Below are 23450 nucleotides of genomic sequence, written 5' to 3'. Positions count from 1 at the left end.
CCTCATTCGGCTACTTCCATCTTCCATATCGGACTCCTGGGTTTTCACTATTCGGTACACCGGCAGACGCTATTGCGCTGCGCGGCAAGGAAATGGCGTATCAATCAGAAACCCGTGCACTACGCGTGCGCGGGCATCGTGCCGGCGGGCGCACGACGTGCACCATCGTCGGACCAGAACACACGGCGAACGCTATGCTCGCCGGACAGCCGCATGACGAGCGACGTGAGCGACGCGCGCGAAGCGAGCGGGCAGTCGAGTGTGACGGTAGCGGCAGCTTCGTCGCGATCGCTCCAGCGCGTAATGCTGACGTGTGTGGCGCGAAGCCCGAGTGCCGTGAGATCGATGAACATCTGCTTGCGCAGTGCCCCTAGGGCATCGGCCAGGCAGACGATGGTCAGACGCGACACCGGGGCGGTGCGTGTCGGTTGGCTTTGAAAAACCTGAAACGTTTGAAAAACTCGCATGACTTCCTCGCATGGCTGCGAATCGTCCTTACCGTACGCGGCATGAACGGTCGGCTCGTGCGCGCGCCGTCTCGATGCTAAACGCATGCGCAAGACGACAACGCCCATCACGGGCACAACGGTGGAATTTCTGCGGGAACTGCGCCGGAGACGTAACGCTCAGGAAGAGCGTTTGTTGGCGCGAGACACCGCATCCTGCATGAGGACGCGGCACAGGGAAGGCTGTGGATCCTCAGGCAATCAGTCGATCAACGGTCGACTACTACTGGCATCGGAATTCACGGACAACCCCTTAAATTGAAGACAGGGCGGATGGTAACTGAGGCCAAATTGCAGCGTCAAGCACAAATTGTTGCACCGCAACTCAGTTGAGAATTTGCCCAGCGATTAAGGCCCTCATCGCCGGTCACGGCCACGGGACGGGCTTGAGCGCGCCCCCGGCCCTACGCCCTCGACGATATATCGGCGTCCTCGCAAATCACTTGGCATTGATAAGGATATTTCCCATTCGATATTAATAATGATTATCATTACCAAATTATTGGCACTCGTCTCAACGACGGCATGACCGTTACCAGGGCTCGCGCTGGTCCAGCGCGTCGTGAGTGGGTCGGACATCAGACTTAGGATCATGCAAACACCGGGCACCCTCCCCTCCACTGTCGAACTGCTGTATAGCCATCACCACTCCTGGCTGAAGGGCTGGCTGCATCGGCGTCTGGGAAGTGCCGAGCAGGCCGCCGACATCGCACACGACACCTTCGTGCGCTTGCTGGGCAGCGATCGGGTTCCGGCCATATTCGACGAGCCTCGCGCGTATCTCACGACGGTCGCGCAGAATCTCGTCTCCAATCACTGGCGCCGTCAGAAGCTGGAACGCGCCTATCTCGAAGCGCTCGCTCACGTGCCGCGCGATGTCGAATGGTCGCCCGAAACACGGGCAATGGTGTTGGAAACGCTGCTGGAACTCGATCGTCTGCTCGATGGCCTGCCGGACATCGTCCGGCGAGCATTTCTGCACTCACAGCTTGACGGTCAGACACATGCGCAAGTCGCGCAGACACTCGGCGTCTCGATCCCGACGGTCAAGCGATACCTCGCCAAGGCATTGCAGCGATGCTACTTCGCCGACCTGTCGTTCCTCGGCTGACGCTGAAGTGACCGCGAGAGACGACCCGATGCCCACCATTCGTTCGACCTGGTACGACGCCACCGCCGACGCCGCCACCGTGCCGGCCGAAGTCGCCGAGCGCGCCGTCGAGTGGCTCATCGAATGGCAAAGCGACGGCATCTCGCCGCAGCGCATCGCCGAGTGGCAGCAGTGGCGCGAAGCGCATCCCGATCACGAACGGGCCTGGCAGCGCATTGAGTCCGTCAAAGGCAAGTTGGCGCCGCTCGCCGCCCCCGTGGAAGCGGGTATCGCACAGGCGGCGTTGGCGCCGCCCGCATCAAAGCAGCGCCGACGCGCGGTAAAGGCGCTCGCCCTGCTTCTCTTTGCGGGCAGCGGTACGTGGGGCTTGTGGCATTCGTCGGCGGGGCAACGCTGGTCAGCAGACGTTCGCACGGCCGTCGGCGAACGGCGCTCGCTGCAACTCACCGACGGCACGCAACTCGTGCTCAACACCGACAGCGCAGTCGACATCGCTTATCGAGAGAACGAGCGTCGCGTCAGACTGATTACCGGTGAGGTGCTGATTACCACGGCGCCGGACACCCATGTGCCCCCGCGCCCCTTTCTCGTCGAGACATCGCAAGGCACTGCACATGCTCTCGGCACCCGCTACACGGTGAGGCAATTTGAAGACGGCACGCATGTGAGTGTCTATCAGGACGCGGTCGAAATTCGTCCGCGAGCCAAGCCCGCGCAGTCCCTTATCTTGCGTTCCGGCATGCATGCCAGCTACACGGCAGACAGTATTTCGGAACCGAGCGACGCTCTGGCAGGCGACGCCGCATGGGCCGAAGGCTTCATCGTGGCACGCAGCATGCGGCTCGCGGATTTCATTGCCGAGCTGGCGCGTTACAGCAACGCGTCGCTCTCGTGCGATGCCAGTGTCGCGAACTTGCGCGTGTCGGGCACTTTTCCGCTCGACGACGTCGGCAAGGTGCTCGACACGCTCGGCACCACGCTCGCGGTGCGAACCGAGTCGGTCACACGATTCTGGGGCGCCCGTGAAATCCGCCTGATGCCGGCGTAATTCGCCGTCAATCGGCACAACCGAAAATTTCTTTGAAAAAGGTGATCCGTTTCGATTTTTCGCGGGTCATGGAGGACGAGCACTACCACTCTTCTTCCACACGAAAGGTCAGATCATGGGTCACGTCCGGGGGCTGCAACACCAGCCACGCCAACCACATCGGGTACACCGCCGCACGCGGCTGGCCTGCGCATTGGGTCGCATTGCCCTGGGTGCGGCCGTCGCCGTCCCTATCGGCGCGGCATCGTTCACACCGCTCACCGCCCACGCGCAAAGCGCCACCACATCTGGCGCCCGTGCTTTCGACATCCCGGCCGGCTCGCTCGAAGACGTCCTGAGCCGCTTCGGACGCGATGCGGGCATCATGCTGTCCTTCAAGCCCGAAGTCACTGCGGGACGTCATAGCAGCGGCCTCAAAGGCACGTACACGCCGCGCAACGGGCTCGAAACGCTCGTGGCCGGCACGGGGGTCGACGTGGTGCCGCAATCGAACGGCAGCTATCTGATTCAGCCCGCCGCCCACGGCACCGCGGCGGACAGCGCCATCATGCTGCCCGCCGTCAACGTCACTGCCGCCGCTTACGACAACGGCCTGCAACCCGCGTACGCGGGCGGCCAGATCGCCCGCGGCGGCGGCCTTGGCATATTGGGCTCGGCCGATGCGATGGACGTGCCGTTCAGCACGATGAACTACACCGAGCAAATGATGCGTGACCAGCAGGCACGCACGCTCGCCGATGTCGTCATCAACGAATCGTCGGTGCGCATGCTGACCTCGAGCGGCGGTTTCGGCGAGGACTTTCAGATTCGCGGCTACACGGTGTCGAGCAGCGATGTGGGCCTAAACGGCCTGTACGGCATGGCCTCTGCAAGCCGGGTGCCCGCCGCCATCGTCGAGCGTGTGGAAGTGCTCAAGGGGCCGGGCACGCTGATGAACGGCATCGGCCCGAGTGGCAGCATCGGCGGGGCGATCAACGTGGTGACCAAGCGCGCCGCGAGCGAACCGCTCACGCGTCTGACGACCACCTTCCAGAGCAAGTCGCAACTGGGTGTGGAAGCCGACGTCGGCCGTCGCTTCGGCGAGAACCAAGAGTGGGGCGTGCGCGTGAACGGCGTTTATCGCAACGGGAATACCACGCTCGATAACGGCAAGCAAAGCATCGGCTTCGGCGCCGTCGGACTCGACTACACCGGCCGGCGCTTGCGCTGGACGCTCGACGCCTACACACAACACGAAGGCGACGACAACTTCCGTCCGCAAATCGGCTTCCAGTCGTCGGTCACGCGCATTCCGGAGGCGCCCTCGGGCTACCGCAACTTCTATCCGGGCAGCGAACTGCACCTACACGATTCGGCCGTGACGACGCGTCTCGAATACGACGTGCTGCACAACGTGACGGTCTGGGGCGCCGTGGGCTACCACTATGCCACCGCATACCAGACCTTCCCGAGCGGCCCCGCCGACGCCCTCGGCAACTTCACCGTGATGAACTCGTACTACGACTCGTACACACGTTCACGTACGGCGGACGCGGGCGCGCGTGCGGCGTTCAGAACGTTCGACATTAGCCACACGCTCACAGTGCAGGCCTCGCGGCTCGAGCAGGATGCCGGAAACGCCTACGTGCCGGGCTCGGCGTTGGTGCCCTCAAATATCTATAACCCGTCGCCGCTGCCGGTCGTGAACGCCCCTCGCACCGATCCGACGAAGGCCTCCGAATCGGCGTTGACGAGTATCGCCGTCACCGACACGCTGTCGTTCTTCAACGATCGCTTGCTGCTCACCGGGGGTCTGCGTCATCAACGCGTCGCACTCGATAACTTCAACACCGCCAACGGTGCACTGACGTCGAGCTACGACCAGAGCGCCGTATCGCCGCTCGCCGGCATCGTCGTCAAGCCGCGGCAGAACATCTCGGTGTACGCGAACTTCACGTCGGGCCTGTCGCGCGGCGGCATCGCCCCGGCTACCGCCCGCAACGCCGGTCAGGCATTCCCGCCGTACAAGTCCAAGCAGTACGAAGCGGGCGTGAAGGCCGACTGGGGACGGGTGACGACGATGGTCTCGATCTTCCAGGTGCAACGTCCGAACGCGATCACCGATCCGGCCACCAACATCTACAGCTTCGACGGCGAACAACGCAACCGTGGCCTCGAAGTGTCGGCCTATGGCGAAGTCATCCAGGGGCTGCGTCTGATGGCCAGCGCCACCTTCTACGACGCCAAACTCACCAAGACGGCGGGCGGCGCGAACGACGGCAACGATGCCAACGGCGTGCCCAAGCGGGCCTTCAACGCTGGGGTCGACTGGGATACGCCCTGGGTGCCGGGGCTCTCGTTGAATGGCCGCATCATCAACACGTCGCGCATGGCCTTCAACGCGTCGAACACGCTCGCGTTGCCCGCGTGGACCCGTTACGACATCGGTGCACGTTATCGCGCGCGTGTCGCGGGCAAGTCTGTCGTGTACCGCGCCAACATTGAGAACCTGTTCAATGCCAACTACTGGCTCATGAGCGGCACCTACGCCACCGTGGCCGCGCCGCGCACGTTCCTGCTGTCCGCGCAGATCGACTTCTGAGGAAGACCGATATGTCGCCCTCATGTTTCGCCCTGCTTTTTACCGTGCTTTTTACCCTGCTCTTTACCCCGTTAGCCACTTCAGCAAGGAAACCGCTATGAAGAAGACTGCCTCCCGCCGACTGACGTTACTGACATTCGCGGCACTCGCCGCCATGGCCGGCACCGCACAGGCGCATCAGATCTGGATCGAGCAGAGCGCCGGCCAGAACGCCGTGATCCGCTTCGGCGAGTTCGGTGAAAACCTGCGCGAAACCTCGCCGGGCCTGCTCGACAAGTTCGTTGCGCCTACCGGCACGCTGACCTCCGCACAGGGCGAGAAGACGGCCGAAGCCTCGAAAACGGCGAACGGCTTCGCCCTGCCGTTCAAGGCCGGCGCCGGTGAAGCCCTCGTGGCGGAAGACACCCATTACCCGCTCTTCACCTTCAAGCGCGACGGTCAGGAAGTCACAAACTGGTACCGCCCGTCGGCGCGTCTGGCCACGGACTTCTCGAAGCAAAAGCCGCAACTGGCGCTCGATCTGGTGCCGGCCGGCAAACCGGGTGAATTCCAGTTGTTCTTCCAGGGCAAGCCGCTGCCCAAGGCGAAGGTGTCGTTCGTCACCCAGTCTGGCTGGGCCAAGGAAGCCCATACCGATGGTCATGGCATCGTCACCTTCGACATGCCGTGGAAGGGCATGTATGTTGCCGAAGTCAGCCACACGGACAAGACGCCGGGCGAGCGCACGGGTGCCAAGGGAGCCGAGCGTTACCAGGGCGTGAGCTACGTGACGACCACGACCGTCATGCAAGCGGACGGCATCGAACCGCTCCCGGCCGGTCCGGCCGCCACGCCCAACAAATAGGCGACTCGCATCATGGCTCAGGTTCGTCGCGCGGCGTTTGCCAACATTGGCGCGCTCGTCTCCCGCATCGTTGCGGCCATCGGCGGCGGCTACATCGCCGCCGCCCTGGCGAGCGTTGCCGTTCTCGCGTTGCCAATGGACAAATCTCAGGCGGTCATCACCGGCATGCTGGTGAGCTTCGCCATCTATGCCGGCGCGGTCGTCTGGGTGTTCGCCGTGCGTAGCGCATGGCGCGCCTGGGCCGGTCTGCTCGCCGTTGCCGCACCGCTCGCGCTCGCCGCGTGGGCGGTGTCGTCGGGGCTGATCGGCGGAGGTGCCGCATGACAGCGGCCAATACAGCGAAAAACGAACCGCAGGGCCGTGGCATCCGGCAGACGATGTCCGATCTGCACACATGGGCCGGCTTGCTCGTCGGCTGGCTGCTGTACGCCATGTTCCTCACGGGCACGGTAAGTTACTTCAAAGACGAGCTATCTCAATGGATGCGCCCCGAAATGCCTCACCAGCAGGCGCTCCCCGATTCGGCCTCGGTCGCGCAAGCGGTCAGCAACCAGTTGACGACGCGCGCCGCGGGCAGCCCGCAATGGAGCATCTACCTTCCGACCGAACGCAACCCGGTCGCCAGTGTGTTCTGGCGCAACGCGCCCGCGGTTGGCAAGGAAGGCAGCGGTCGCACGTTTGAAGAGGCGACGTTCGATCCGGTGACGGGACAAACGCTCAAGGCACGTGCAACGCTCGGGGGCGACTTCTTCTATCGCTTTCACTTCCAATTCCATCCGCTTCCGGTGATGTGGGGACGCTGGCTTGCAGGCTTGTGCGCCATGTTCATGTTGGTGGCAATCATCAGTGGCGTGATTACGCACAAGAAAATCTTCATCGACTTCTTCACCTTCCGGTGGGGCAAGGGGCAGCGCTCGTGGCTCGACGCCCACAATGCGCTTTCGGTCTTCGGCCTGCCCTTCCACCTGATGATCACGTACACCGGCCTCGTCACCCTCATGGCGATGTACATGCCGTGGGGCGGTCAGGTCGCCCTCAAGACGCCAGTCGAACGCGCACAGATGAGTGCGCAGTTGAGTGCGTTTGCGCCACTGGGTCACGCTGTCGGCGAGCCTCGGCCGCTCGCCCCCATTGACGCGATGGTGCGACAGGCCCAGGCCCGCTGGGGCACGCACGACGTAGGACGCGTCATCGTTACGACCCCCGGCGACGCCGCTGCACGTGTCGCCGTCACACGCGGCGAAGCTACGCGCGTGTCGATGAGTCCGCAGTACCTGCTTTTCAACGGCACGACCGGCGAGCTGATCGACGTGAAGGACAACGTCGGTGCGGCAGCCGAGACACGCGGCGTCATGTATGCGCTGCACCTCGGACGCTTCAGCGACCTTCATCTGCGCTGGTTGTACTTCCTCGTCAGTCTGGGCGGTACGGCGATGGTCGGCACCGGACTGGTGATGTGGACCGTGAAACGTCGCAACAAACGGCAGGACTCGGCGCGGCCGCACTTCGGTTTTCATGTAGTCGAGCGGCTGAACATCACGGCGATTGCAGGGCTTTCGGTCGCGATGACCGCGTTCCTGTGGGGAAATCGTCTGATTCCCGCAGACGCCGCAGGACGCAGCGCTTCGGAAGTCGACGTGTTCTTTGGGGTGTGGGCTGCCGCGCTGCTTTACGCGCTGGTGCGTCCGGCCAGGCGCGCGTGGATCGAACTGTTGTGGGTCGCTGCCGCGTTGCTGGCATTACTGCCAGTGCTCAACGCCGTCACTACGTCGCGCGGCCTCCGGCACAGTCTGGCGGCAGGCGATTGGGTCTATGCAGGCGTGGACCTGATGATGTTGGCGCTGGCCGCACTGCACGCATGGCTCGCGCTGCGCACCGCCTGGCACACGCCGAAAACGAGGCCGGCGCGGGCGGCAAAGACAGCACAGGCCCCCAAGGCGACGGTCAATACTATGTTGAACGAGGACCGCGCATGACGCATCTCTGCACGTTTGCGATCTGTGTGGCCGGGTTCGCCGCACTGGCACTGGCGAGCGGACGTCAGCAGGAGACGCTGTTCAACGGCGTCTCGCGCGTGCGCACGCGTCAATACCGCCGCATTGGATGGACAGCGTTGGTCGTGTCGCTCGGCGTGAGCGTCACCAATCAGGGATGGGGGTTCGGGCTGGTGAACTTCAGCGGCCAGACCAGCATGGCGGCCGGTCTGGTGTATCTCGCACTGATCGTGGCAGCGCGCCGCAGGCCGCGCTGACCCGCGGCATTTGACGTCGGGAAGTGCCGGCCGGTGCGGTCGGCACGCCCTTACTCGTTCTCTTCGAAGTAGTGCCCGAACTTCGCTTGCTTGGTGCGGATATAGCGCTCGTTTTCTTCGCGCATCGGAATGTCGAGCGTCACGCGCTCGCACACGGGGATGCCGTGCTTCGCGAGCGTATCGAATTTCTTCGGATTGTTGCTCATGAGACGCACCGAACGCACGCCGAGAATGCGCAGGATGGCGGCAGCCGAGTCGTATTCGCGAGCGTCGTCCGGCAGGCCCAGATCGAGGTTCGCTTCGACGGTATCGCGGCCCTGCTCTTGCAGCAGGTACGCGCGAATCTTGTTGCTCAAGCCGATGCCGCGCCCTTCATGACCACGCAGATACAGCATAACGCCGCGTCCTTCTTCGGCGATCTTGCGCATGCCCGAGTCGAGTTGTTCCCCGCAATCGCAGCGATAGGACCCGAATACGTCCCCCGTCAGGCATTCCGAATGCAGACGCACCAGCGTCGGCGCGTCGGTCGACACATCGCCCATGACCAGCGCGAGATGCTCGTTGTTGCTGCCTTTGACGCGAAACGCGTGGGACGTGAAAGTGCCATAGCGGGTCGGCAGGGTCGCGGTGGCGACAAGCTCGACGCATTCGCCAGCGTCGCACGCGGGCGTGGCAGAGGCATTACCAGGGGACTTCATGATGACGTTCAAACGGGCCGAAATTGGAGAGTCGCGTGCCACCGCACAGCGGAGGCGTGTGCTCGGAGTGTACCGCCATTTCCAATTTTCAGCCGGCAGCGGCGTGCAACACACTGTTGCACGCCGCTGCCGAATCGGCTAACGCAGCCCCGGCGCGCCTCGTCAGATGCGCTCAAAGTCCGCCAAGGGGCGCGGCGCTCGCCGCGAATGCGTCGCGTATGGAGGCAACGGCCGCGATGGTTTCTTCGATGTCGTCGTCACCGATGTGACGGTGCGTGACCAGCCGCAGCGTGGCAGTGCCGCTCGCGCGCGCCAGAACACCGTGTTTCGCCAGCGCCGCCTCCCACGCTTTGGGATTGCGCTCCCGCTGCTCCGCCACGCGCAACCGCACGATATTGCTGTTGGACGGCACAGCATCCACTAATTGAGGATCGATCGCTGCGAGCCCCGTCCACAGGCGCTGCGCACGCCGGTTGTCCTCGGCCAGACGCGTGACCATCGTCTCCAGCGCCACCTTGCCCGCTGCGGCCATGATGCCTGCCTGCCGCAAACCGCCCCCGGTCATGCGCCGGAACGTGCGCGCCTGTTCGATCATCGCGTGTGAGCCGGCGAGCATCGCGCCCATTGGCGCCGAGAGTCCCTTCGACAGGCAGAACGTCAGGCTTTCGCAATGGGCGGCAATTTGCGCGACGTCGACACTCAGCGCGGCGGCCGCGTTGAATATGCGTGCCCCATCCATATGCACCGGCACACTTGCACGCAACGCCAACGCGTGCACATCGGCTAGATACGCCAGCGAAGGCACGTAGCCGCCCGAGTGGTTATGCGTCGACTCGACACCCACCATCGCCGTGGGCTGCCCGTAACGCGAAAAGCCGGGACGCAACGCCCCGGCCAGTTGATCGAGATCCATCTCGCCGCGCACGGACGGAATCAGCACCGGAAACAGATGGGCGAGCCGCGACATGCCGCCCGCCTCCGATTTCGCCATGTGCGCCTGCGCGTCGATCACGGCTTCGCCGCCGCGCGTGGCATGACACAGCGACGCGATCAGATTGCCCATCGTGCCGGAGACGACGAACATCGCCTCCTCCTTCCCGGTCATGACCGCCGCGAGATGTTCGAGGGCGCGTACCGTGGGGTCGCCCTCGAGCGTGTCGTCACCCAGCGAAGCGGTCTGCATCGCCTCCCACATCCATGCCGTGGGACGGGTGACGGTATCGCTTCGCAAATCGATGAAGCGTTCGGTATTCCCTGATGTCATGCGAACTCCTGACCGTGGGCATGGCTGCCTGCGTTCGCGCTCGCCGACTCGGCGGCGAGCGCCGCCTGCACGGCCTCGGGCGACTCGTACGGAATGCCGGCGAGCTTCATGACGAGCTTGATGGCCACGGTATTGCTGAATACGTTGATGGCAGTACGGCCCATGTCGAGAAAGGCATCGACACCTGCAATGATCGCGAGCGCTTCGATCGGCACGCCGATGGTCGTGAGCACCATGGCGATGGCCACCAGCCCGCCCGAAGGCACGTTCGCGCTGCCTTTGCTCGCGAGCGTGGTGACGAGCACGATGGAGAGCAGCGTCGGCATGTCGAGCGGCACGTGATAGGCATCGGCCAGAAAGCCGACGGCCAGTGCGAAGTACATGATCGAGCCGTCGCGGTTGAACGCATAACCGAGCGGCAGCACGACCGAGGCAATCGCCTTGGGCACGCCCATGCCGATGAGCTTCTCCATGTGCAGCGGCAGCGTGGCTTCCGACGAGCGCGTGGCGAATGCGAGAATCACCGGCTCACCGATGGCGCGCGTCGTCTCAAGCGGCTTTTCGCCAATGGCCTTGAGCAGAATCCAGAACAGTACCAGCAGCACCCCGAGGCCGAGATACATCGTGCCCACGAGCTTGACGAGCGCGAGGATCGTGCCGACGCCCTGCGTTGCGAACAGCCACGAAATGATCGCGAAGATCGCGAGCGGCGAGAGCGAAATGATCCAGTCCGTCAGCTTGAACACGGCCCCCATGAGGGCGTCGAGCACGCCCACGAGCGGCTTGGCGCGCTCGCCGATAGCGGAGAGCGCCAGCCCGAGCAGCACGGCGAAGACAAGCACCGGCAACAGATTGCTGCCGCTCATCGCCGCAAAGATATTCGACGGAATCATGTCCAGGAAGAACTTGGTCCAGTCGACCGAGGCGGCGATCGGTTTGGCCGACGCATGTGCCGCCGCGAGGTTCGCCCCGAGCCCGGGGCGGAAGATCGCGTTGAGGCCGAGCCCAATCACGATCGAGACCAGCGTTGCGATGAAGAAGTAGATGAGACTGATAGCCGAGACACGTCCGAGTGCGCGGGCGTTGTGTCCCATCTGATAAATGCCGAGTGTGATCGCCGTGAAAACGAGCGGCACGACGATCATCTTGACGGCCTGCACGAACGCGGTGCCCACAGGCATGAGCTTGGTGGCGAGCGCCGGGGCGACCATGCCGCAGCCGATGCCGAGCGCCAGACCGATCAGCATCTGGACGGGCAACGGGATGAGGCGCTTCTTGCTGGCAGAACGTGACGACATGACGACTATCTCCGGAAATTGCGTGGCGACGCAGCGCGCTTGTCAGAGGGGGCTCAACGCCCGGTGCCGGGCGGTGCGGCGGGAGGAACGAGCGCCTGCAAGCGAGCTTGCATGGCGTGCGTGAGGTGGTCCCAGACATGACGCTGGGCGTCCTCGGGACGCCCGGCGGCAATGGCATCGAAGATCGCGAGGTGTTCGCGAACTGCGGCGCGCGTGCGCTCGGCGTCGTAATGCGGAATGCGTTGCAGCGCCAGACCGTTCTGGGTTCGCAACGCGTGATAGGTCTCGGTGAGCCGCCCGTTGTCGGCCGCGGCAAACATCGCCTCGTGGAATTGCCAACCCACGCGCTGCGTGATGTCGACGTCGAGCGGCAAGCCCTGCTCGCCTTGTGCATCGAGGGCACGCAGACGCACGGCGACCGCTTCGAGCGCGGGCGTCACGCCCTTTTGGGCGGCCAGCCACGCCGCCATGCCTTCGAGGGCGAGCCGGACTTCGTGAATCTCGCTCAGATCCCGTACCGATAGCTGCCGCACGAAGGTGCCGCGCATCGGCACGATCTCGAGCAGGCCATCGTTGGCAAGCGTGCGAATCGCCTCGCGCACCGGCGTGCGGCTGATGCCGAAACGCTCCGACAGGGCGCGCTCCGATAGCGCTTCGCCCGCGCGAATTTCGCCGGAAACGATCAGGGCGCGAATGGCCTCGTATGCCGAATCGCTCAGGGCAGGGGTGCGTTGGGTCTGGTTCATGACTGGTATACCAGCAAAAAACAATTTACCGGTCAATGAGAAAACCTGTCCGGCAAAGCAAATTGCGGGTAAACGATGATGACTCCGCAGGGTGCCTCGACGGTTGGCGATGACTTGGATTCGGCAACGGAGAATCGACGGCGCCCAGTGGCGGTCCGGTAGTTTGCCGGGGTCGATCGTGACCGGTATGTCGTCGGCTGGCTGGCGACCTGTGCGCATCGATGCGACGTCATCGCCTGCGCGAGCCCCGTTGCACCGGCGGTACGCTGCCGTCGTAACACTTCGGAATCCGATGTTGCTTCTGGCATAATCCGCCGCGGCACACATCCTTCAGATGTGAAACTTCAAAACGACGCCGATCAGGGAAAGCCAAATCATGTCTTCCATCCTCCGCACGTTGTTGCTTGCTCTCGCGCTGAACGCATCCGGCGCCTTCGCACAGACCCCGGCGCCCGCGCCTGTTGCGGCGGCGACGCCGGAAGCCCGGGAAGCCGAAGCGCGGGCCGCCTTCAAGGCGGCCAACGAGGCGCTGATCGAAGGCCCGAAGAACATCGATATCCGCGATCAGGCGAAGTTCTCGCTGCCGAGCGGCATGGGCTGGATTCCGGGCGCCACCGCCGCGCGCCTGCTGCGCGCGCTGGGCAACACCATTGACGAGACGACGCTGGCCGGCCTCGTCGTGCCTACGGACGGCAAAGGGGAGTGGCTCGACGTCATCGCCTATGTCAACGACGGCTACGTTCGCGACGATGACGCGCGTGACTGGAAGGCGGATGACATTCTCGAATCCTTGCGCAAGAGCACGGAAAGCGCGAACGCCACACGACGCGAGCATGGCGTGCCCGAATTGGAAGTCACCGGCTGGGCACAATTGCCGCAATACGACAGCAGCACGCACCGGCTGGTGTGGGCGGCCCGCGTGGGGCACAAGCAGACCGGAATTCGGGTCGACGACGATCCTTCGGTGAACTACCGCACCACGGCGCTTGGCCGCGACGGTTATCTGGCGACCACGCTGGTCACCAGCGAATCGCTGTTGGCGGCAGACAAGCCCGTGGCCGACAAGATTCTCGCGGGCCTGACCTTCGTCGACGGCAAGCGCTATGCCGATTTCAACGAGAAGACCGACCGCGTCGCGGAATACGGCCTTGCCGCCCTGGTCGCGGGGGTTGCTGCGAAGAAGCTCGGCCTGTTTGCGCTGATCGCCGCGTTCGTCGCGAAATTCGCCAAGGTCGGCCTGCTGGCCCTGCTCGGCGCGGGTGCCGCGTTCGGCAAGCTGTTCAAGCGCAAACCGAAGCCGCTGCCCGTGCCGCCTCAAGCCACCCCGTCCGCAGGCGTCGGCACTCCCGAAACCGCTGTTGTGCCCGTCCCTGACGTTCACGCGGCAACTGCGGTCGTCAGCCAATCGGCCGGCGCATCCACGCCCCACGACGGCAACGCACCGCGCGTCTGACAGACACGATGACCAAACTTCTGTTGCTGGTGTTTGGCGGACTCAAGCTCGGCAAGGTGTTGACGACAGGCGGCACGATGCTGCTGTCCATCGTCGTCTATGCCTTCGTGTATGGCTGGAAGTTCGCGCTCGGTTTCGTGATCCTGCTGTTGGCACATGAAGCCGGTCACTACGTGGCTGCACGCCGGCGCGGGCTGGACGTAGGGCTGCCCACGTTCATCCCGTTCGTCGGCGCATGGATCGAACTCAAGGAAACGCCGCTCAACGCCGAAACAGAAGCCTACGTGGGACTGGGCGGGCCGTTCGTCGGCACGCTCGCGTCGATGGCCTGCTATTTCGCTGCGCGCGAGCAGGACAGCAATCTGTTGCTCGCGCTCGCCTATGCGGGATGTTTCCTAAACCTGTTCAACCTGATCCCGCTCTCGCCGTTCGATGGCGGACGCATCACCGCCGTGTTGTCGCCGCGCATCTGGTTTGCGGGCGTGCCGGTACTCGTCGCGCTGTTCCTCTGGCATCCGAGCCCGATCCTGATTCTGGTCGCCCTCCTCGCGCTCCCGCAGTTGGCCAAGGCCTGGCGCTACGACCCGCAAGCGCCGGAGAACGTGCGCTACTACGGGGTGACGACGGAGACTAAGGTGACGTATGGGGCCTATTACCTCGGCCTGCTCGCTTTCCTCTCGCTCATGACGTACAACCTGCATGACATGCTGGCGGCGGTGCGTCACGCGGCGCACTGAACACTGTCACGCCGTTGCGCCATCGCGCCGGACAATGCTCGCAACACGGCAGTTCTCCGGCGCGATGTTACGATGCGGCGACACGCAGCGACGCCCCCATCGCCGGTCGTTTCGTCACGCTATTTCCGCAGAGACTTCCGTCATGATCGATCTTGCCCTTTTGCCCTTCTTCCTGGCCGCAGTCGCAGTGCTCGTCGCGATTCCCGGGCCGACCACCCTATACATCTCGACGACCAGCGCCAGTCAGGGATTTCGCTTCGGCCTCGCATCGTGCTTCGGTGTGATGCTCGCTACGATCGTCCACGTGAGCTTCGCTGCGGCCGGACTCACCGCCCTGCTGCTCGCGTCGCCGCTGATGTTCGCGGTGATCAAATACCTCGGTGCGGGTTATCTGATTTTCATCGGCATCAAGGTCATTCGCAGCCGCGCCGCGCCCGCGAGCGCCGAAGCACAGCCGCCCGCACGTGCGTTGGGCGCTTCGATGAAGAAGGGATTTCTCGTCAATCTGCTCAACCCGAAGACGGGGCTGTTCATCGCCGCGTTCCTGCCGCAGTTCGTGAATCCGGCGATGGGTCATGTGCCGCTGCAGATTGTCACGCTGGGTCTGCTGCTTGTGCTGGTCGGCGGCATGAGCGACGTCACTTACGCAGCACTCGCCCGAGCCATTGGCCGTGCCCTCGCCAACCGCAGCCGTCGGCCGGGTGTCGGGAAATATGTGGCCGGCCTGCTTTATATGGGCCTCGGCGTGGCCGCGTTGGCGACGTCGAACGGCGCAACGAAGTGACCGCCCCCTGATGAGAACCTCTCCAAGGTTGATCGCCTTCGCCGGACTGCCCGGCACCGGCAAGACAACCGTGGCGCAAGCGCTCGCTCGCGAAATCGCCGCAGTCTATCTGCGCATCGACACGTTGGAGCAGGCATTTATCTCGTCGGGAAGCTGTGGCGCCGAGGTGGGACCTGCCGGTTATCTCGCCGGTTATGCTGTGGCGAAGGACAATTTGCGCCTTGGGCTGAGCGTCGTCGCAGACTCGGTCAATGCCTTGCAGGTGACGCGAAACGCCTGGCGACAGGTGGCACGCGACGCCGGTGTGCCGATCGCCGAGGTTGCGCTGATTTGCTCCGATTCAGCCATGCACCGTGCGAGGGTCGAGCGACGACAAGCCGATATTCCCGGCCACAAGCTGCCGACATGGCAAAGCGTGCTCGAACGGCAATACGACGCATGGGATACCGAGCCTCTCGTCATCGACACCGCTCGCGTGTCGGTGGCGCAGGCCGTCGCCACGATCGTTCGTCACCTGCCGACGTAACCTCCGAATCCGAAGACTCGGACGCTTTCGCACTCGCGACAAGTCCGCTGCCTGTCCCCGACTGCGTCGGCAGTTCCCCCTTCGTTGCCTGTCCCGACGGGCAGGAACCGTTTCCCGGGCCGCAGCGCCCGCCATGGGGGTCCTCTTCAGCGACATGTTCGAAGCCCGGCCGTCTTTTGATAACGATTAATGGCTTACGTAGTTTCGCGTCCCGCGAGCGGTTGGAAACTTGTTGATTTGGGACGCGTTGTTGATAGAGTCGCCTCATAGTTGCGGAACGAATTTCTATGCCTTTGGTGCATGAGCAGCTACCGGTATTGCCGAGTTTGGAGGCGTCACAAAATGGAACGGCGTCGCCCCGAGCGTTGTTGGCAAGCCGCCGCCCGACACCTGATCGTTGATCATGAGGCTCAGTCGTCATTACGCTCTCCGAAGGAGTGAGGCTCTCCTGATGCAAAACGGTATCATGTGATCCATGCGGCGGAAACGTCAGTGCCGTTCCTGTTCGTGACTCCCCACTCGTCTGCCAAGCTTGGAGAAACTTTATGTCGGCTACTCAAACCCTTCAAGGAAAAGTCGCTTTCGTGCAAGGTGGTTCACGCGGTATCGGCGCGGCAATCGCCAAGCGTCTGGCGCGTGAAGGAGCCGCTGTTGCACTGACCTATATGGCATCCGCAGACAGGGCTGACGCGGTAGTCGCCGACATCAAAGCGGAAAATGGCAAAGCCCTCGCCATCCGCGCCGACAGTGCCGATGCCGCAGCGTTGCATCGTGCCGTGCGTCAGGCCGCAGAGCACTTTGGCAAGTTGGATATTCTTGTCAACAATGCCGGGGTACTGGCGTGGGGCACAACCGAGGACCTCACTCTGGAAGATCTCGACCGCACCCTGGCGATCAACGTCCGGAGCGTGTTTGTCGCCAGCCAAGAGGCGGCACGCCATATGCGTGATGGTGGCCGCATCATCAACATCGGCAGTACCAATGCTGACCGTATTCCCATGGCGGGTGGCGCGGTTTACGCGATGAGCAAATCGGCACTGGTTGGGTTAGCCAAAGGCATGGCTCGCGACCTCGGCCCGCGCCGTATTACGGTCAACAACGTGCAGCCCGGTCCTGTGGACACTGAAATGAATCCGGCCGATGGAGAGTCAGCCGAGCAGTTGAAAGCACTGATGGCGCTGCATCGCTATGGTAAGGCCGAAGAGATTGCTGGCTTTGTCGCCTATCTGGCGGGCCCGGAAGCAGGCTATATCACCGGGGCCAGCCTGAGTATTGATGGTGGATTTTCGGCCTGACCTACCGGAAGACAAAAAAGCCCCGCAAGGGGCTTTTGAAAGTGAAGGCGGGAACATACGAGAATCGCTGGGAGCCTTTAATGGCGGAAAGCAGCCGGAGTCGAACCGACCTGGGAGCGACTGACGCCCCCAACCGGGTTTGAAGCCCGGCCGTATCACCGGATACGGATGCCTTCCTCAAGACGAAGCCATGTCAATTGCTTGATGCTGACGTAAGCGCTCTGCCTTGCGCGAACCGCCTACGCCGCCTTCTGAGAACGCCGCGACCGCCTTACGCCGCGCCCCACTCCACATCGGGACGCCGCACATGCAAATCGCCAACGCGGCGAGTATATCCCGCACGATCGAAGAACTCCAGAATCTGAATCGCGCGCTTGCGTCCGAGTCCCGTCGCATCGCGAAACGCGCCCGCCTCGACCTTGCCGTTCGCGCCGGCGATTATGCCTGCCAGCGTCTGGACGCAAGCGTCGTCGTAAAAGAGATCCTTGACGATCTGATGCACTCGCCCCTGCCGCGCGAGCTTACGCAGCACCGACCGCACCCGCTCTTCCGGCACGCTCAACTCGCGGCCCATGTCCCGCACCCAAGGCGGGTCGAAGCGCCCCTGCGCCACGCGTGGCAACAACGCCTCGGCCAGCGCACTCTCCTCGTCCGTCATCTCAACGCGGTGCGCCGGCAGATGCCACCACGCCCCCGTGCGCGCCATCACGCCCTCTTGCAACATCGCACGCACCACCATGCGCCAGCGCGAGGCGTCTAGCGACGGCCACGTCATGCGGCCCAGACGCGCAGCATCGAGACCCGGCTCGTCGGGCAAGCGAGCGTGATAGTCGCGCAACGCGTCGAGCACCCTTGCCCGAAGGGTGTCCCATGCTTGCGGGGCAAACGCCACAGACTCATCTTCCGCCCCCGCGAGCACCACGGCGTTCGCCGGCCACTGCCATTGCCCGGCGGGCAACCCCGTCAGCGCCACCACCTGCGTCCCCGTCAGCCCCGACGCCGACTGTGCGAGAAGCGCATCCAGTCCGTCACCGTCGAGATACTGCGCCACAGCGTCGAGCCACGCCAAGCGCGCCGCCGAACGACGCTTTCGCTCCGGCGCTGCCGGATCGAGCACCCGCCCCCCGCCAACGGTTGCCGTCGCCTGCGGATTGCGCGCGATGAAGCGATCGCCCGGCATCGTGCAAACCGGCGTATCGAAGACCAACTGCACGCGCATCGTGCCGCCGGGTGCCAACGTATCGCCCCCCAGAAGCACCGTGTGGGCCTGCACATGCGTCGTGCCCAAATGCACATGCAGGGGAAACCATTGCGTGAGGGGTGCGCTGCCCGCCAACCAATGCAGCTCGACGTCCACATGCGTCGACGGCCCGGACAATCCCGTGGCGGCGATCCAGTCGCCCCGCCCAAGCTGGTCGCGCTCGACACCCGCCAGATTCAACGCGCAGCGCTCCCCGGCCCTGCCCGCTTCCACTGGCCGGTTCTGCGCATGAATGCTGCGCACCCGCACCGGCAGTCCCTGCGGCATCACGGTGAGGGTGTCGCCCACACGCACGGTGCCGGCGAACGCCGTGCCGGTCACAACCGTGCCGTGGCCCGCCAGCGTGAAGACGCGATCCACCGCCAGCCGGAACAAGGCGTCGTCGCGACGCGTCGCGTTGCCTGACGCGCTCAGGGCCTGCGCCGCTCGCGTCAACAACGCTCGCAGCCTCGTCACGCCCGCGTCGCCCGGCGTCGTCGCAGACACCGGGACAACCTCAGCCTGCGCCAGCGGCGTGTGCGCGAGCCACTGCAAAATCTCCTGCGTCACCGCAGCCAGACGCGCCGCATCGACGCGATCCGCCTTCGACAACGCCACCACACCACGCCGCACGCCCAGCATCGTCAGAATGGCGAGATGCTCGCGCGTCTGCGGCATGATGCCGTCGTCCGCTGCGATCACCAGCAACGCGAAATCGATGCCAACGGCACCGGCCGCCATGGTGTGAATCAACTTCTCATGACCGGGCACGTCGATGAACCCCAACACCTCGCCATCGGGCAACGGTGTGTAGGCGTACCCCAATTCAATGGAAATGCCGCGTGCCTTTTCTTCCTTGAGCCGGTCGGTGTCGACACCGGTCAACGCGCGAACGAGACTCGTCTTGCCGTGGTCAATGTGACCGGCGGTGCCCACGATCATGCGCGCAGCTCCGCAAATTGCAGCGCGAGCCGTGCTTCTTCCTCAGCTTCAAGGCAACGCAGATCGAGCCATAGCGTCTGATCCGCAATCCGGCCGATCACCGGATACGGCAACGCGCGCAACGCCGCCTCGAGTTTGGCGAGCGCACGGCCGCTACCGCGCTTGCCACCGCCGGCGGGCGCAATGGCGAGTCCATAACTCGGCAGTTGCTCGACCGGCAATGCGCCGCTGCCGATCTGACTCACCATCGGTGCCGCGGCGACGGTATAGGCGTCGCCCAACGACTGCGCGAGCACTGGTGCGAGACGCCCGGCCTGCGTGGCCATGTCGGCACGCGTGCGTGTGAGCAGCCGCAACGTGGTAAGCCGCTCCGCCAAATGATCGGGATCTCGATACAGCCGAAGTACCGGCTCCAGCGCGGCGAGCGTCAGTTTGCCCACACGCAGCGCTCGCTTGAGCGGATGCTTCTTGATCTTTGCGATGAGGTCCTTGCGGCCGACGATCATGCCCGCCTGCGGTCCACCCAGCAGTTTGTCTCCGGAGAAGGTGACGAGATCGGCGCCGGCCGCAATCGTCTCCTGCACCGTGGTTTCGTGGGGCAGGCCCCAACGCTCGAGCGGCGCGAGCGTGCCGCTGCCGAGGTCCACCGCCACCGGCACACCGTGCGGCTTCGCGATTTTCACCACCTCGGCGACATCGACACTCTTGGTGAAGCCGGAGACTTCGTAATTGCTGCAATGCACCTTCATCAGCAACGCCGTCCTGTCGCCAATGGCATTGTGATAATCGGCCGCGTGCGTGCGATTGGTCGTGCCCACTTCGACGAGCTTCGCCCCTGCGTGCGTCATGATGTCGGGGATGCGAAACGCGCCGCCGATCTCGACGAGCTCGCCGCGCGACACCACCACCTCACGCCGCTTCGCAAGCGTTGCCAGCATCAGTAGCACCGCCGCCGCGTTGTTGTTCACGACGGTTGCCGCCTCCCCCCCGGTCAGCTCGCAAAGTAAGGGAGCCACGAGATCGTCGCGGTCGCCACGTCCGCCCGTCGCAAGATCGAACTCAAGGTTGGCCGGGGCGGTAAGCGCTTGCATGACTGCCTCGACGGCAGCCTCCGGCAGCAACGCCCGGCCGAGGTTCGTGTGCAGCACCGTACCGGTGAGATTGAAGACCGGACGCAACGTGCCCCGGTTACGCTCGGACAGCGCGTGGGTCACGCGCATGCCGAAGGCGGCCGGCGTCAGCGTGTCGTGCGTGAGTCTGCCCGCCAGCGCCGCCGCGCGGCATTCGTCGAGGTCACGGCGCAAGGCGGCCGTGACTTGTGTGCGCCCGAAATCCGCCAACGCCGCCTGAAACTCCGACATTCCCAGCAGCCGGTCGAGCGACGGCAGATCCGCCGCTCCCGCCAGCCCACGATCGTGCTCGGCCATCCCCATCCCCATCCCCTTAGGCGTCTTCGGCGTTCTGCCAGAGCAACGGATTGCCGTTGGCGCGCGCGTATCCTGCTTCGCCCATCAACACGTCGAGGGCGAGGCTCGCGAGGTCATCGGCGACCGGCTCAACGAACGGGTCTTTGTCCTGATAGAAGATCTTGCGATAACCGTGGCAATCGTCGCACGACTCTGCCCGGATGGCCGACGACGCGACACGCTTGGCCGCTTCGTCAAGCGTCGGACGGCCGTCGGCGCGCTTGGCGTCGTCACCTTCGGCAACCGCCGCCGCCAGTGTCTGCGCAGCCGATGCCGCCACATCGCCGGACTTGTCGACGACGTGATACGCCACATGCTCGCTCGCCTCGCAATGCGTGCATTTCACGCGCACCATGTGCCACTCGGTCGAACACAGTCCACAGGCAAGATAGCGATAGCCTTCGTGCGCCCCGCCGATGCGAACGACGCTCGCCACCGGCAGCGTGCCGCACACCGGGCAGACATTGGGCACGTCGAGCATCGGCACGTCGCCAGCGTCGAACGTACTGGCCACGCCCGTCCAGAGCACCTGTAGCGCCGCCATCAGAAACGGCGCGCTCGCCGCGTCGACACCCTTGCCATGCCCGGCGAGCAGCGATTGCGCACCCGCTTCGAGCGCCGCCGGATCGGCCGCACGAACGCGGTCGAGCACACTGCGTACCGGCGCGGGCAAGTCCGGCTGTGCCGCCACGGCATCGAGCAGTGGCGTGAGCAACGGCTGCCAGCGACCGGCATCGTATCCCCCCGTGGCGGGCACGAGCGGCATGCAATGTTGCTGCGCCTGCTCGATCGATTCGGTCGAGGGACGTTCTGCCTGGAAGTTGTCGAGCACGTGTTGCTGCGCGTCGACAAGTGCGGCCATTAGCCGCAGGTAATCGCCGAGCGGATGGCCGTCGGCAAGTTGACGCAAACGCGCCGCGCGCGCCGAGAAGACCTCGGCACGTTGCGGCATGCGTAGACGGGGAATGGAGGTGCGATCGAGCGACTCGATCTGTCCGGGTTCAAGAATGCGTTGCAAGGTGGCCGGCCTCGTAAGAGCGTCCGGCCACCTGGGCCGGACTCATTTGTTGAGTTGCTTGTACCAGGCGCGATGGTGTTTCCACGCCCAGCCGCGGGTGACGGTACCGCGCGTCATGGCGCGCACGGAACCCTTGATCCAGATCGCCGCGTAGATGTGCGTAATGATGCCGCAAATCAACACGAATGCACACACCGCGTGCACATCGGATGCCAGACGAATCACCCAGATCGGGAAGTAGAACGCAAAGTAGGCGCGCCAGATCACGATGCCCGAGAGCAACAGTCCGATCATGCACAACACCATCACGTAGAAAAGCAGCTTCTGTCCGGCGTTGTAGCGCCCGACTTCCGGCAGATTCTCTTCGCGATTGTTGAGCACGTCACCGATCTTCTTCATCCACTCCGTATCGCGCGACTCGAACTTGTTGTAGCGGGCAAGCCGCAGCGCGAGCCACACGAAGGCGACGAACATCACCAGCCCGACGAACGGATGCAGGACCCGTGTCCACGGCCCGCCACCGAACAGATGGGTGAGCCAGAACATCGACGGATGGAACAGCGCCAGCCCGGAGAGCGCGAGCAGGACGAACGTGCCCGCGACAATCCAGTGGTTGATGCGCTCCGCCGCGTTGTAACGCTCGATCAGATCATCCTTGCGATCGCTTTGTTCGTGCGACATGGTCAGACCTCCTCGTGCGTGGCAACGCCTTTCTGGCCATCGGGACCGCCGCCCTTACGGGAGGCATCGTACCGGCGGGCGTCCTCTTCATCCTCCTCGGCCGTCTCGTTCGGACCGGTCTTGATGTAGTGGAAGAAGCCGGCAATCGCAGTCAACGCCATGGCGGCCACGCCCAACGGCTTGGCGATACCCTTCCAGAACGTCACCATCGGGCTGATGCGCGGGTTATCCGGCAGGCCGTGGTACAGCGACGGCTTGTCCGCATGATGCAGCACATACATCACGTGCGTGCCGCCCACCCCCGCCGGATCGTACAGCCCCGCATTATCGAAGCCCCGCGACTTCAGGTCTTCGATGCGCTCGGCCGCCTGATCTTGCATGGCTTCTTTGGTGCCGAACATGATGGCGCCGGTCGGGCACGTCTTCACGCACGCCGGCTCCAGCCCGACAGACACGCGGTCGGAACACAGCGTGCACTTGTACGCCTTGTGGTCCTTCTGCGAGATGCGCGGGACGTTGAACGGGCACCCGGTAATGCAGTACCCGCAGCCGATGCAGTTCTCTTCCTGAAAATCGACGATGCCGTTGGCGTACTGCACGATCGCGCCCGGCGACGGGCAAGCCTTCAGGCAGCCCGGGTCCTCGCAATGCATGCAGCCATCCTTGCGGATGAGCCACTCGAGGTCGCCCTTCGGGTTCTCGTACTCGGTGAAACGCATGAGCGTCCACGAGTCCGCCGACAGGTCGCGCGGGTTGTCGTACACGCCAACGTTCTCGCCGACCTCGTCACGCAGGTCGTTCCACTCCATGCACGCGGTCTGGCAAGCCTTGCAGCCGATGCACTTCGAGACGTCGATGAGTTTGGCGACGTCGCCCGTGTGCGCCTCGCGCACCGAGGGCGACGGCAGTGTCGTTGCCGAGCGCCGTTTGATATCAAGTGATTGCAATGCCATGGCGCCTC

General features: G+C 64.1%; 22 protein-coding genes and 1 tRNA gene. 12 read left to right on the top strand and 11 right to left on the bottom strand.

All coding sequences use genetic code 11. From position 1 onward, the window contains the following. Nucleotides 1-119: 119 nt before the first annotated feature. A complete protein-coding gene (locus PBR20603_RS07780) occupies nt 120-467 on the bottom strand; it encodes a hypothetical protein (RefSeq protein WP_150558985.1) in 348 nt (115 codons plus the stop codon). A gap of 631 nt (nt 468-1098) precedes the next feature. On the opposite strand from PBR20603_RS07780, the gene PBR20603_RS07775 reads away from it, so the two are divergent. The 7 genes from PBR20603_RS07775 (at nt 1099) to PBR20603_RS07745 (ending at nt 8341) form a co-directional block, all read left to right on the top strand. Beyond that, nucleotides 1099-1617, top strand: coding sequence for a sigma-70 family RNA polymerase sigma factor (locus tag PBR20603_RS07775; RefSeq protein ID WP_150558984.1), 519 nt, complete (start codon nt 1099-1101; stop codon nt 1615-1617). A gap of 28 nt (nt 1618-1645) precedes the next feature. Further along, a complete protein-coding gene (locus tag PBR20603_RS07770) occupies nt 1646-2665 on the top strand; it encodes a FecR domain-containing protein (protein WP_174977836.1) in 1020 nt (339 codons plus the stop codon). Between the two features lie 115 nt (nt 2666-2780). Next, nucleotides 2781-5246 (top strand): TonB-dependent receptor, encoded by a 2466-nt coding sequence (locus PBR20603_RS07765; RefSeq protein ID WP_150558983.1) that lies wholly within the window; start codon nt 2781-2783, stop codon nt 5244-5246. Between the two features lie 97 nt (nt 5247-5343). Then, complete coding sequence (locus PBR20603_RS07760; RefSeq protein WP_150558982.1) at nt 5344-6090, top strand: DUF4198 domain-containing protein; 747 nt, start codon at nt 5344-5346, stop codon at nt 6088-6090. Nucleotides 6091-6102: 12 nt separating this feature from the next. After that, nucleotides 6103-6414: a DUF3649 domain-containing protein gene (locus PBR20603_RS07755; protein WP_150558981.1), complete on the top strand. Its 312-nt coding sequence runs from the start codon at nt 6103-6105 to the stop codon at nt 6412-6414. Beyond that, on the top strand, nt 6411-8066 hold the full coding sequence (locus PBR20603_RS07750; protein WP_150558980.1) for a PepSY-associated TM helix domain-containing protein: 1656 nt from the start codon (nt 6411-6413) through the stop codon (nt 8064-8066). Before PBR20603_RS07755 ends, PBR20603_RS07750 begins: the two co-directional genes overlap by 4 nt. Next, nucleotides 8063-8341 (top strand): DUF3325 domain-containing protein, encoded by a 279-nt coding sequence (locus PBR20603_RS07745; RefSeq protein WP_150558979.1) that lies wholly within the window; start codon nt 8063-8065, stop codon nt 8339-8341. The genes PBR20603_RS07750 and PBR20603_RS07745 overlap by 4 nt, the downstream gene beginning before the upstream one ends. Nucleotides 8342-8391: 50 nt before the next feature. Here PBR20603_RS07745 and ribA read toward each other — a convergent pair whose 3' ends face one another. The 4 genes from ribA to PBR20603_RS07725 all read right to left on the bottom strand — a co-directional run bounded on the left by ribA (nt 8392) and on the right by PBR20603_RS07725 (nt 12347). Continuing rightward, entirely contained in the window at nt 8392-9039 is a 648-nt protein-coding gene (ribA, locus tag PBR20603_RS07740; protein ID WP_150558978.1) for a GTP cyclohydrolase II, read from the bottom strand. Nucleotides 9040-9211: 172 nt separating this feature from the next. After that, nucleotides 9212-10303, bottom strand: coding sequence for a threonine aldolase family protein (locus tag PBR20603_RS07735; RefSeq protein WP_150558977.1), 1092 nt, complete (start codon nt 10301-10303; stop codon nt 9212-9214). Continuing rightward, a complete protein-coding gene (locus PBR20603_RS07730) occupies nt 10300-11601 on the bottom strand; it encodes a dicarboxylate/amino acid:cation symporter (protein ID WP_217425950.1) in 1302 nt (433 codons plus the stop codon). Before PBR20603_RS07730 ends, PBR20603_RS07735 begins: the two co-directional genes overlap by 4 nt. A gap of 53 nt (nt 11602-11654) precedes the next feature. Next, nucleotides 11655-12347, bottom strand: a complete 693-nt coding sequence (locus tag PBR20603_RS07725; protein ID WP_150558976.1) for a GntR family transcriptional regulator — start codon at nt 12345-12347, stop codon at nt 11655-11657. A 376-nt stretch (nt 12348-12723) separates the two neighbouring features. Between PBR20603_RS07725 and PBR20603_RS07720 the strand changes: the two genes are divergently transcribed. The 5 genes from PBR20603_RS07720 (at nt 12724) to PBR20603_RS07700 (ending at nt 17142) form a co-directional block, all read left to right on the top strand. Next, the gene (locus PBR20603_RS07720; protein WP_150558975.1) at nt 12724-13800 is read left to right on the top strand and encodes a DUF2167 domain-containing protein; all 1077 of its coding nucleotides are present in this window, start codon (nt 12724-12726) and stop codon (nt 13798-13800) included. Nucleotides 13801-13808: 8 nt separating this feature from the next. Further along, entirely contained in the window at nt 13809-14537 is a 729-nt protein-coding gene (locus tag PBR20603_RS07715; protein ID WP_150558974.1) for a site-2 protease family protein, read from the top strand. Between the two features lie 142 nt (nt 14538-14679). Beyond that, entirely contained in the window at nt 14680-15321 is a 642-nt protein-coding gene (locus PBR20603_RS07710; protein ID WP_174977835.1) for a LysE family translocator, read from the top strand. Nucleotides 15322-15331: 10 nt separating this feature from the next. Further along, nucleotides 15332-15847 carry a P-loop nucleotide/nucleoside kinase family protein gene (locus PBR20603_RS07705; RefSeq protein ID WP_150558972.1) on the top strand — a complete coding sequence of 172 codons (516 nt, stop codon included), beginning with the start codon at nt 15332-15334 and terminating at the stop codon, nt 15845-15847. A gap of 545 nt (nt 15848-16392) precedes the next feature. Then, nucleotides 16393-17142: a 3-oxoacyl-ACP reductase family protein gene (locus tag PBR20603_RS07700; RefSeq protein ID WP_150558971.1), complete on the top strand. Its 750-nt coding sequence runs from the start codon at nt 16393-16395 to the stop codon at nt 17140-17142. Between the two features lie 81 nt (nt 17143-17223). Here the strand turns inward: PBR20603_RS07700 and PBR20603_RS07695 are convergent. The 6 genes from PBR20603_RS07695 to fdxH form a co-directional block, all read right to left on the bottom strand. Beyond that, nucleotides 17224-17319, bottom strand: a tRNA-Sec gene (locus PBR20603_RS07695). A 94-nt stretch (nt 17320-17413) separates the two neighbouring features. After that, nucleotides 17414-19324, bottom strand: coding sequence for a selenocysteine-specific translation elongation factor (gene selB, locus PBR20603_RS07690; protein ID WP_150558970.1), 1911 nt, complete (start codon nt 19322-19324; stop codon nt 17414-17416). Further along, on the bottom strand, nt 19321-20751 hold the full coding sequence (gene selA, locus PBR20603_RS07685; protein WP_150558969.1) for an L-seryl-tRNA(Sec) selenium transferase: 1431 nt from the start codon (nt 20749-20751) through the stop codon (nt 19321-19323). Before selA ends, selB begins: the two co-directional genes overlap by 4 nt. Nucleotides 20752-20767: 16 nt before the next feature. After that, nucleotides 20768-21799, bottom strand: coding sequence for a formate dehydrogenase accessory protein FdhE (gene fdhE / locus PBR20603_RS07680; protein ID WP_150559365.1), 1032 nt, complete (start codon nt 21797-21799; stop codon nt 20768-20770). A gap of 51 nt (nt 21800-21850) precedes the next feature. Further along, entirely contained in the window at nt 21851-22489 is a 639-nt protein-coding gene (locus PBR20603_RS07675) for a formate dehydrogenase subunit gamma (protein WP_150558968.1), read from the bottom strand. Between the two features lie 2 nt (nt 22490-22491). Further along, entirely contained in the window at nt 22492-23442 is a 951-nt protein-coding gene (fdxH, locus tag PBR20603_RS07670) for a formate dehydrogenase subunit beta (protein ID WP_150558967.1), read from the bottom strand. Nucleotides 23443-23450: the final 8 nt, after the last annotated feature.

The organism is Pandoraea bronchicola (genome assembly GCF_902459805.1).
Lineage (GTDB): Bacteria > Pseudomonadota > Gammaproteobacteria > Burkholderiales > Burkholderiaceae > Pandoraea > Pandoraea bronchicola.
Note: the sequence above shows the minus strand (reverse complement) of the source record. Positions and strands in the feature narration are given on the sequence as shown.

What these genes read in the sequence shown, in the direction of transcription:
- PBR20603_RS07780 (WP_150558985.1), bottom strand. Translation starts at nt 467, where the DNA reads ATGCGAGTTTTTCAAACGTTTCAGGTTTTTCAAAGCCAACCGACACGC.
- PBR20603_RS07775 (WP_150558984.1), top strand. Translation starts at nt 1,099, where the DNA reads ATGCAAACACCGGGCACCCTCCCCTCCACTGTCGAACTGCTGTATAGC.
- PBR20603_RS07770 (WP_174977836.1), top strand. Translation starts at nt 1,646, where the DNA reads ATGCCCACCATTCGTTCGACCTGGTACGACGCCACCGCCGACGCCGCC.
- PBR20603_RS07765 (WP_150558983.1), top strand. Translation starts at nt 2,781, where the DNA reads ATGGGTCACGTCCGGGGGCTGCAACACCAGCCACGCCAACCACATCGG.
- PBR20603_RS07760 (WP_150558982.1), top strand. Translation starts at nt 5,344, where the DNA reads ATGAAGAAGACTGCCTCCCGCCGACTGACGTTACTGACATTCGCGGCA.
- PBR20603_RS07755 (WP_150558981.1), top strand. Translation starts at nt 6,103, where the DNA reads ATGGCTCAGGTTCGTCGCGCGGCGTTTGCCAACATTGGCGCGCTCGTC.
- PBR20603_RS07750 (WP_150558980.1), top strand. Translation starts at nt 6,411, where the DNA reads ATGACAGCGGCCAATACAGCGAAAAACGAACCGCAGGGCCGTGGCATC.
- PBR20603_RS07745 (WP_150558979.1), top strand. Translation starts at nt 8,063, where the DNA reads ATGACGCATCTCTGCACGTTTGCGATCTGTGTGGCCGGGTTCGCCGCA.
- ribA (WP_150558978.1), bottom strand. Translation starts at nt 9,039, where the DNA reads ATGAAGTCCCCTGGTAATGCCTCTGCCACGCCCGCGTGCGACGCTGGC.
- PBR20603_RS07735 (WP_150558977.1), bottom strand. Translation starts at nt 10,303, where the DNA reads ATGACATCAGGGAATACCGAACGCTTCATCGATTTGCGAAGCGATACC.
- PBR20603_RS07730 (WP_217425950.1), bottom strand. Translation starts at nt 11,601, where the DNA reads ATGTCGTCACGTTCTGCCAGCAAGAAGCGCCTCATCCCGTTGCCCGTC.
- PBR20603_RS07725 (WP_150558976.1), bottom strand. Translation starts at nt 12,347, where the DNA reads ATGAACCAGACCCAACGCACCCCTGCCCTGAGCGATTCGGCATACGAG.
- PBR20603_RS07720 (WP_150558975.1), top strand. Translation starts at nt 12,724, where the DNA reads ATGTCTTCCATCCTCCGCACGTTGTTGCTTGCTCTCGCGCTGAACGCA.
- PBR20603_RS07715 (WP_150558974.1), top strand. Translation starts at nt 13,809, where the DNA reads ATGACCAAACTTCTGTTGCTGGTGTTTGGCGGACTCAAGCTCGGCAAG.
- PBR20603_RS07710 (WP_174977835.1), top strand. Translation starts at nt 14,680, where the DNA reads ATGATCGATCTTGCCCTTTTGCCCTTCTTCCTGGCCGCAGTCGCAGTG.
- PBR20603_RS07705 (WP_150558972.1), top strand. Translation starts at nt 15,332, where the DNA reads ATGAGAACCTCTCCAAGGTTGATCGCCTTCGCCGGACTGCCCGGCACC.
- PBR20603_RS07700 (WP_150558971.1), top strand. Translation starts at nt 16,393, where the DNA reads ATGTCGGCTACTCAAACCCTTCAAGGAAAAGTCGCTTTCGTGCAAGGT.
- selB (WP_150558970.1), bottom strand. Translation starts at nt 19,324, where the DNA reads ATGATCGTGGGCACCGCCGGTCACATTGACCACGGCAAGACGAGTCTC.
- selA (WP_150558969.1), bottom strand. Translation starts at nt 20,751, where the DNA reads ATGGCCGAGCACGATCGTGGGCTGGCGGGAGCGGCGGATCTGCCGTCG.
- PBR20603_RS07675 (WP_150558968.1), bottom strand. Translation starts at nt 22,489, where the DNA reads ATGTCGCACGAACAAAGCGATCGCAAGGATGATCTGATCGAGCGTTAC.
- fdxH (WP_150558967.1), bottom strand. Translation starts at nt 23,442, where the DNA reads ATGGCATTGCAATCACTTGATATCAAACGGCGCTCGGCAACGACACTG.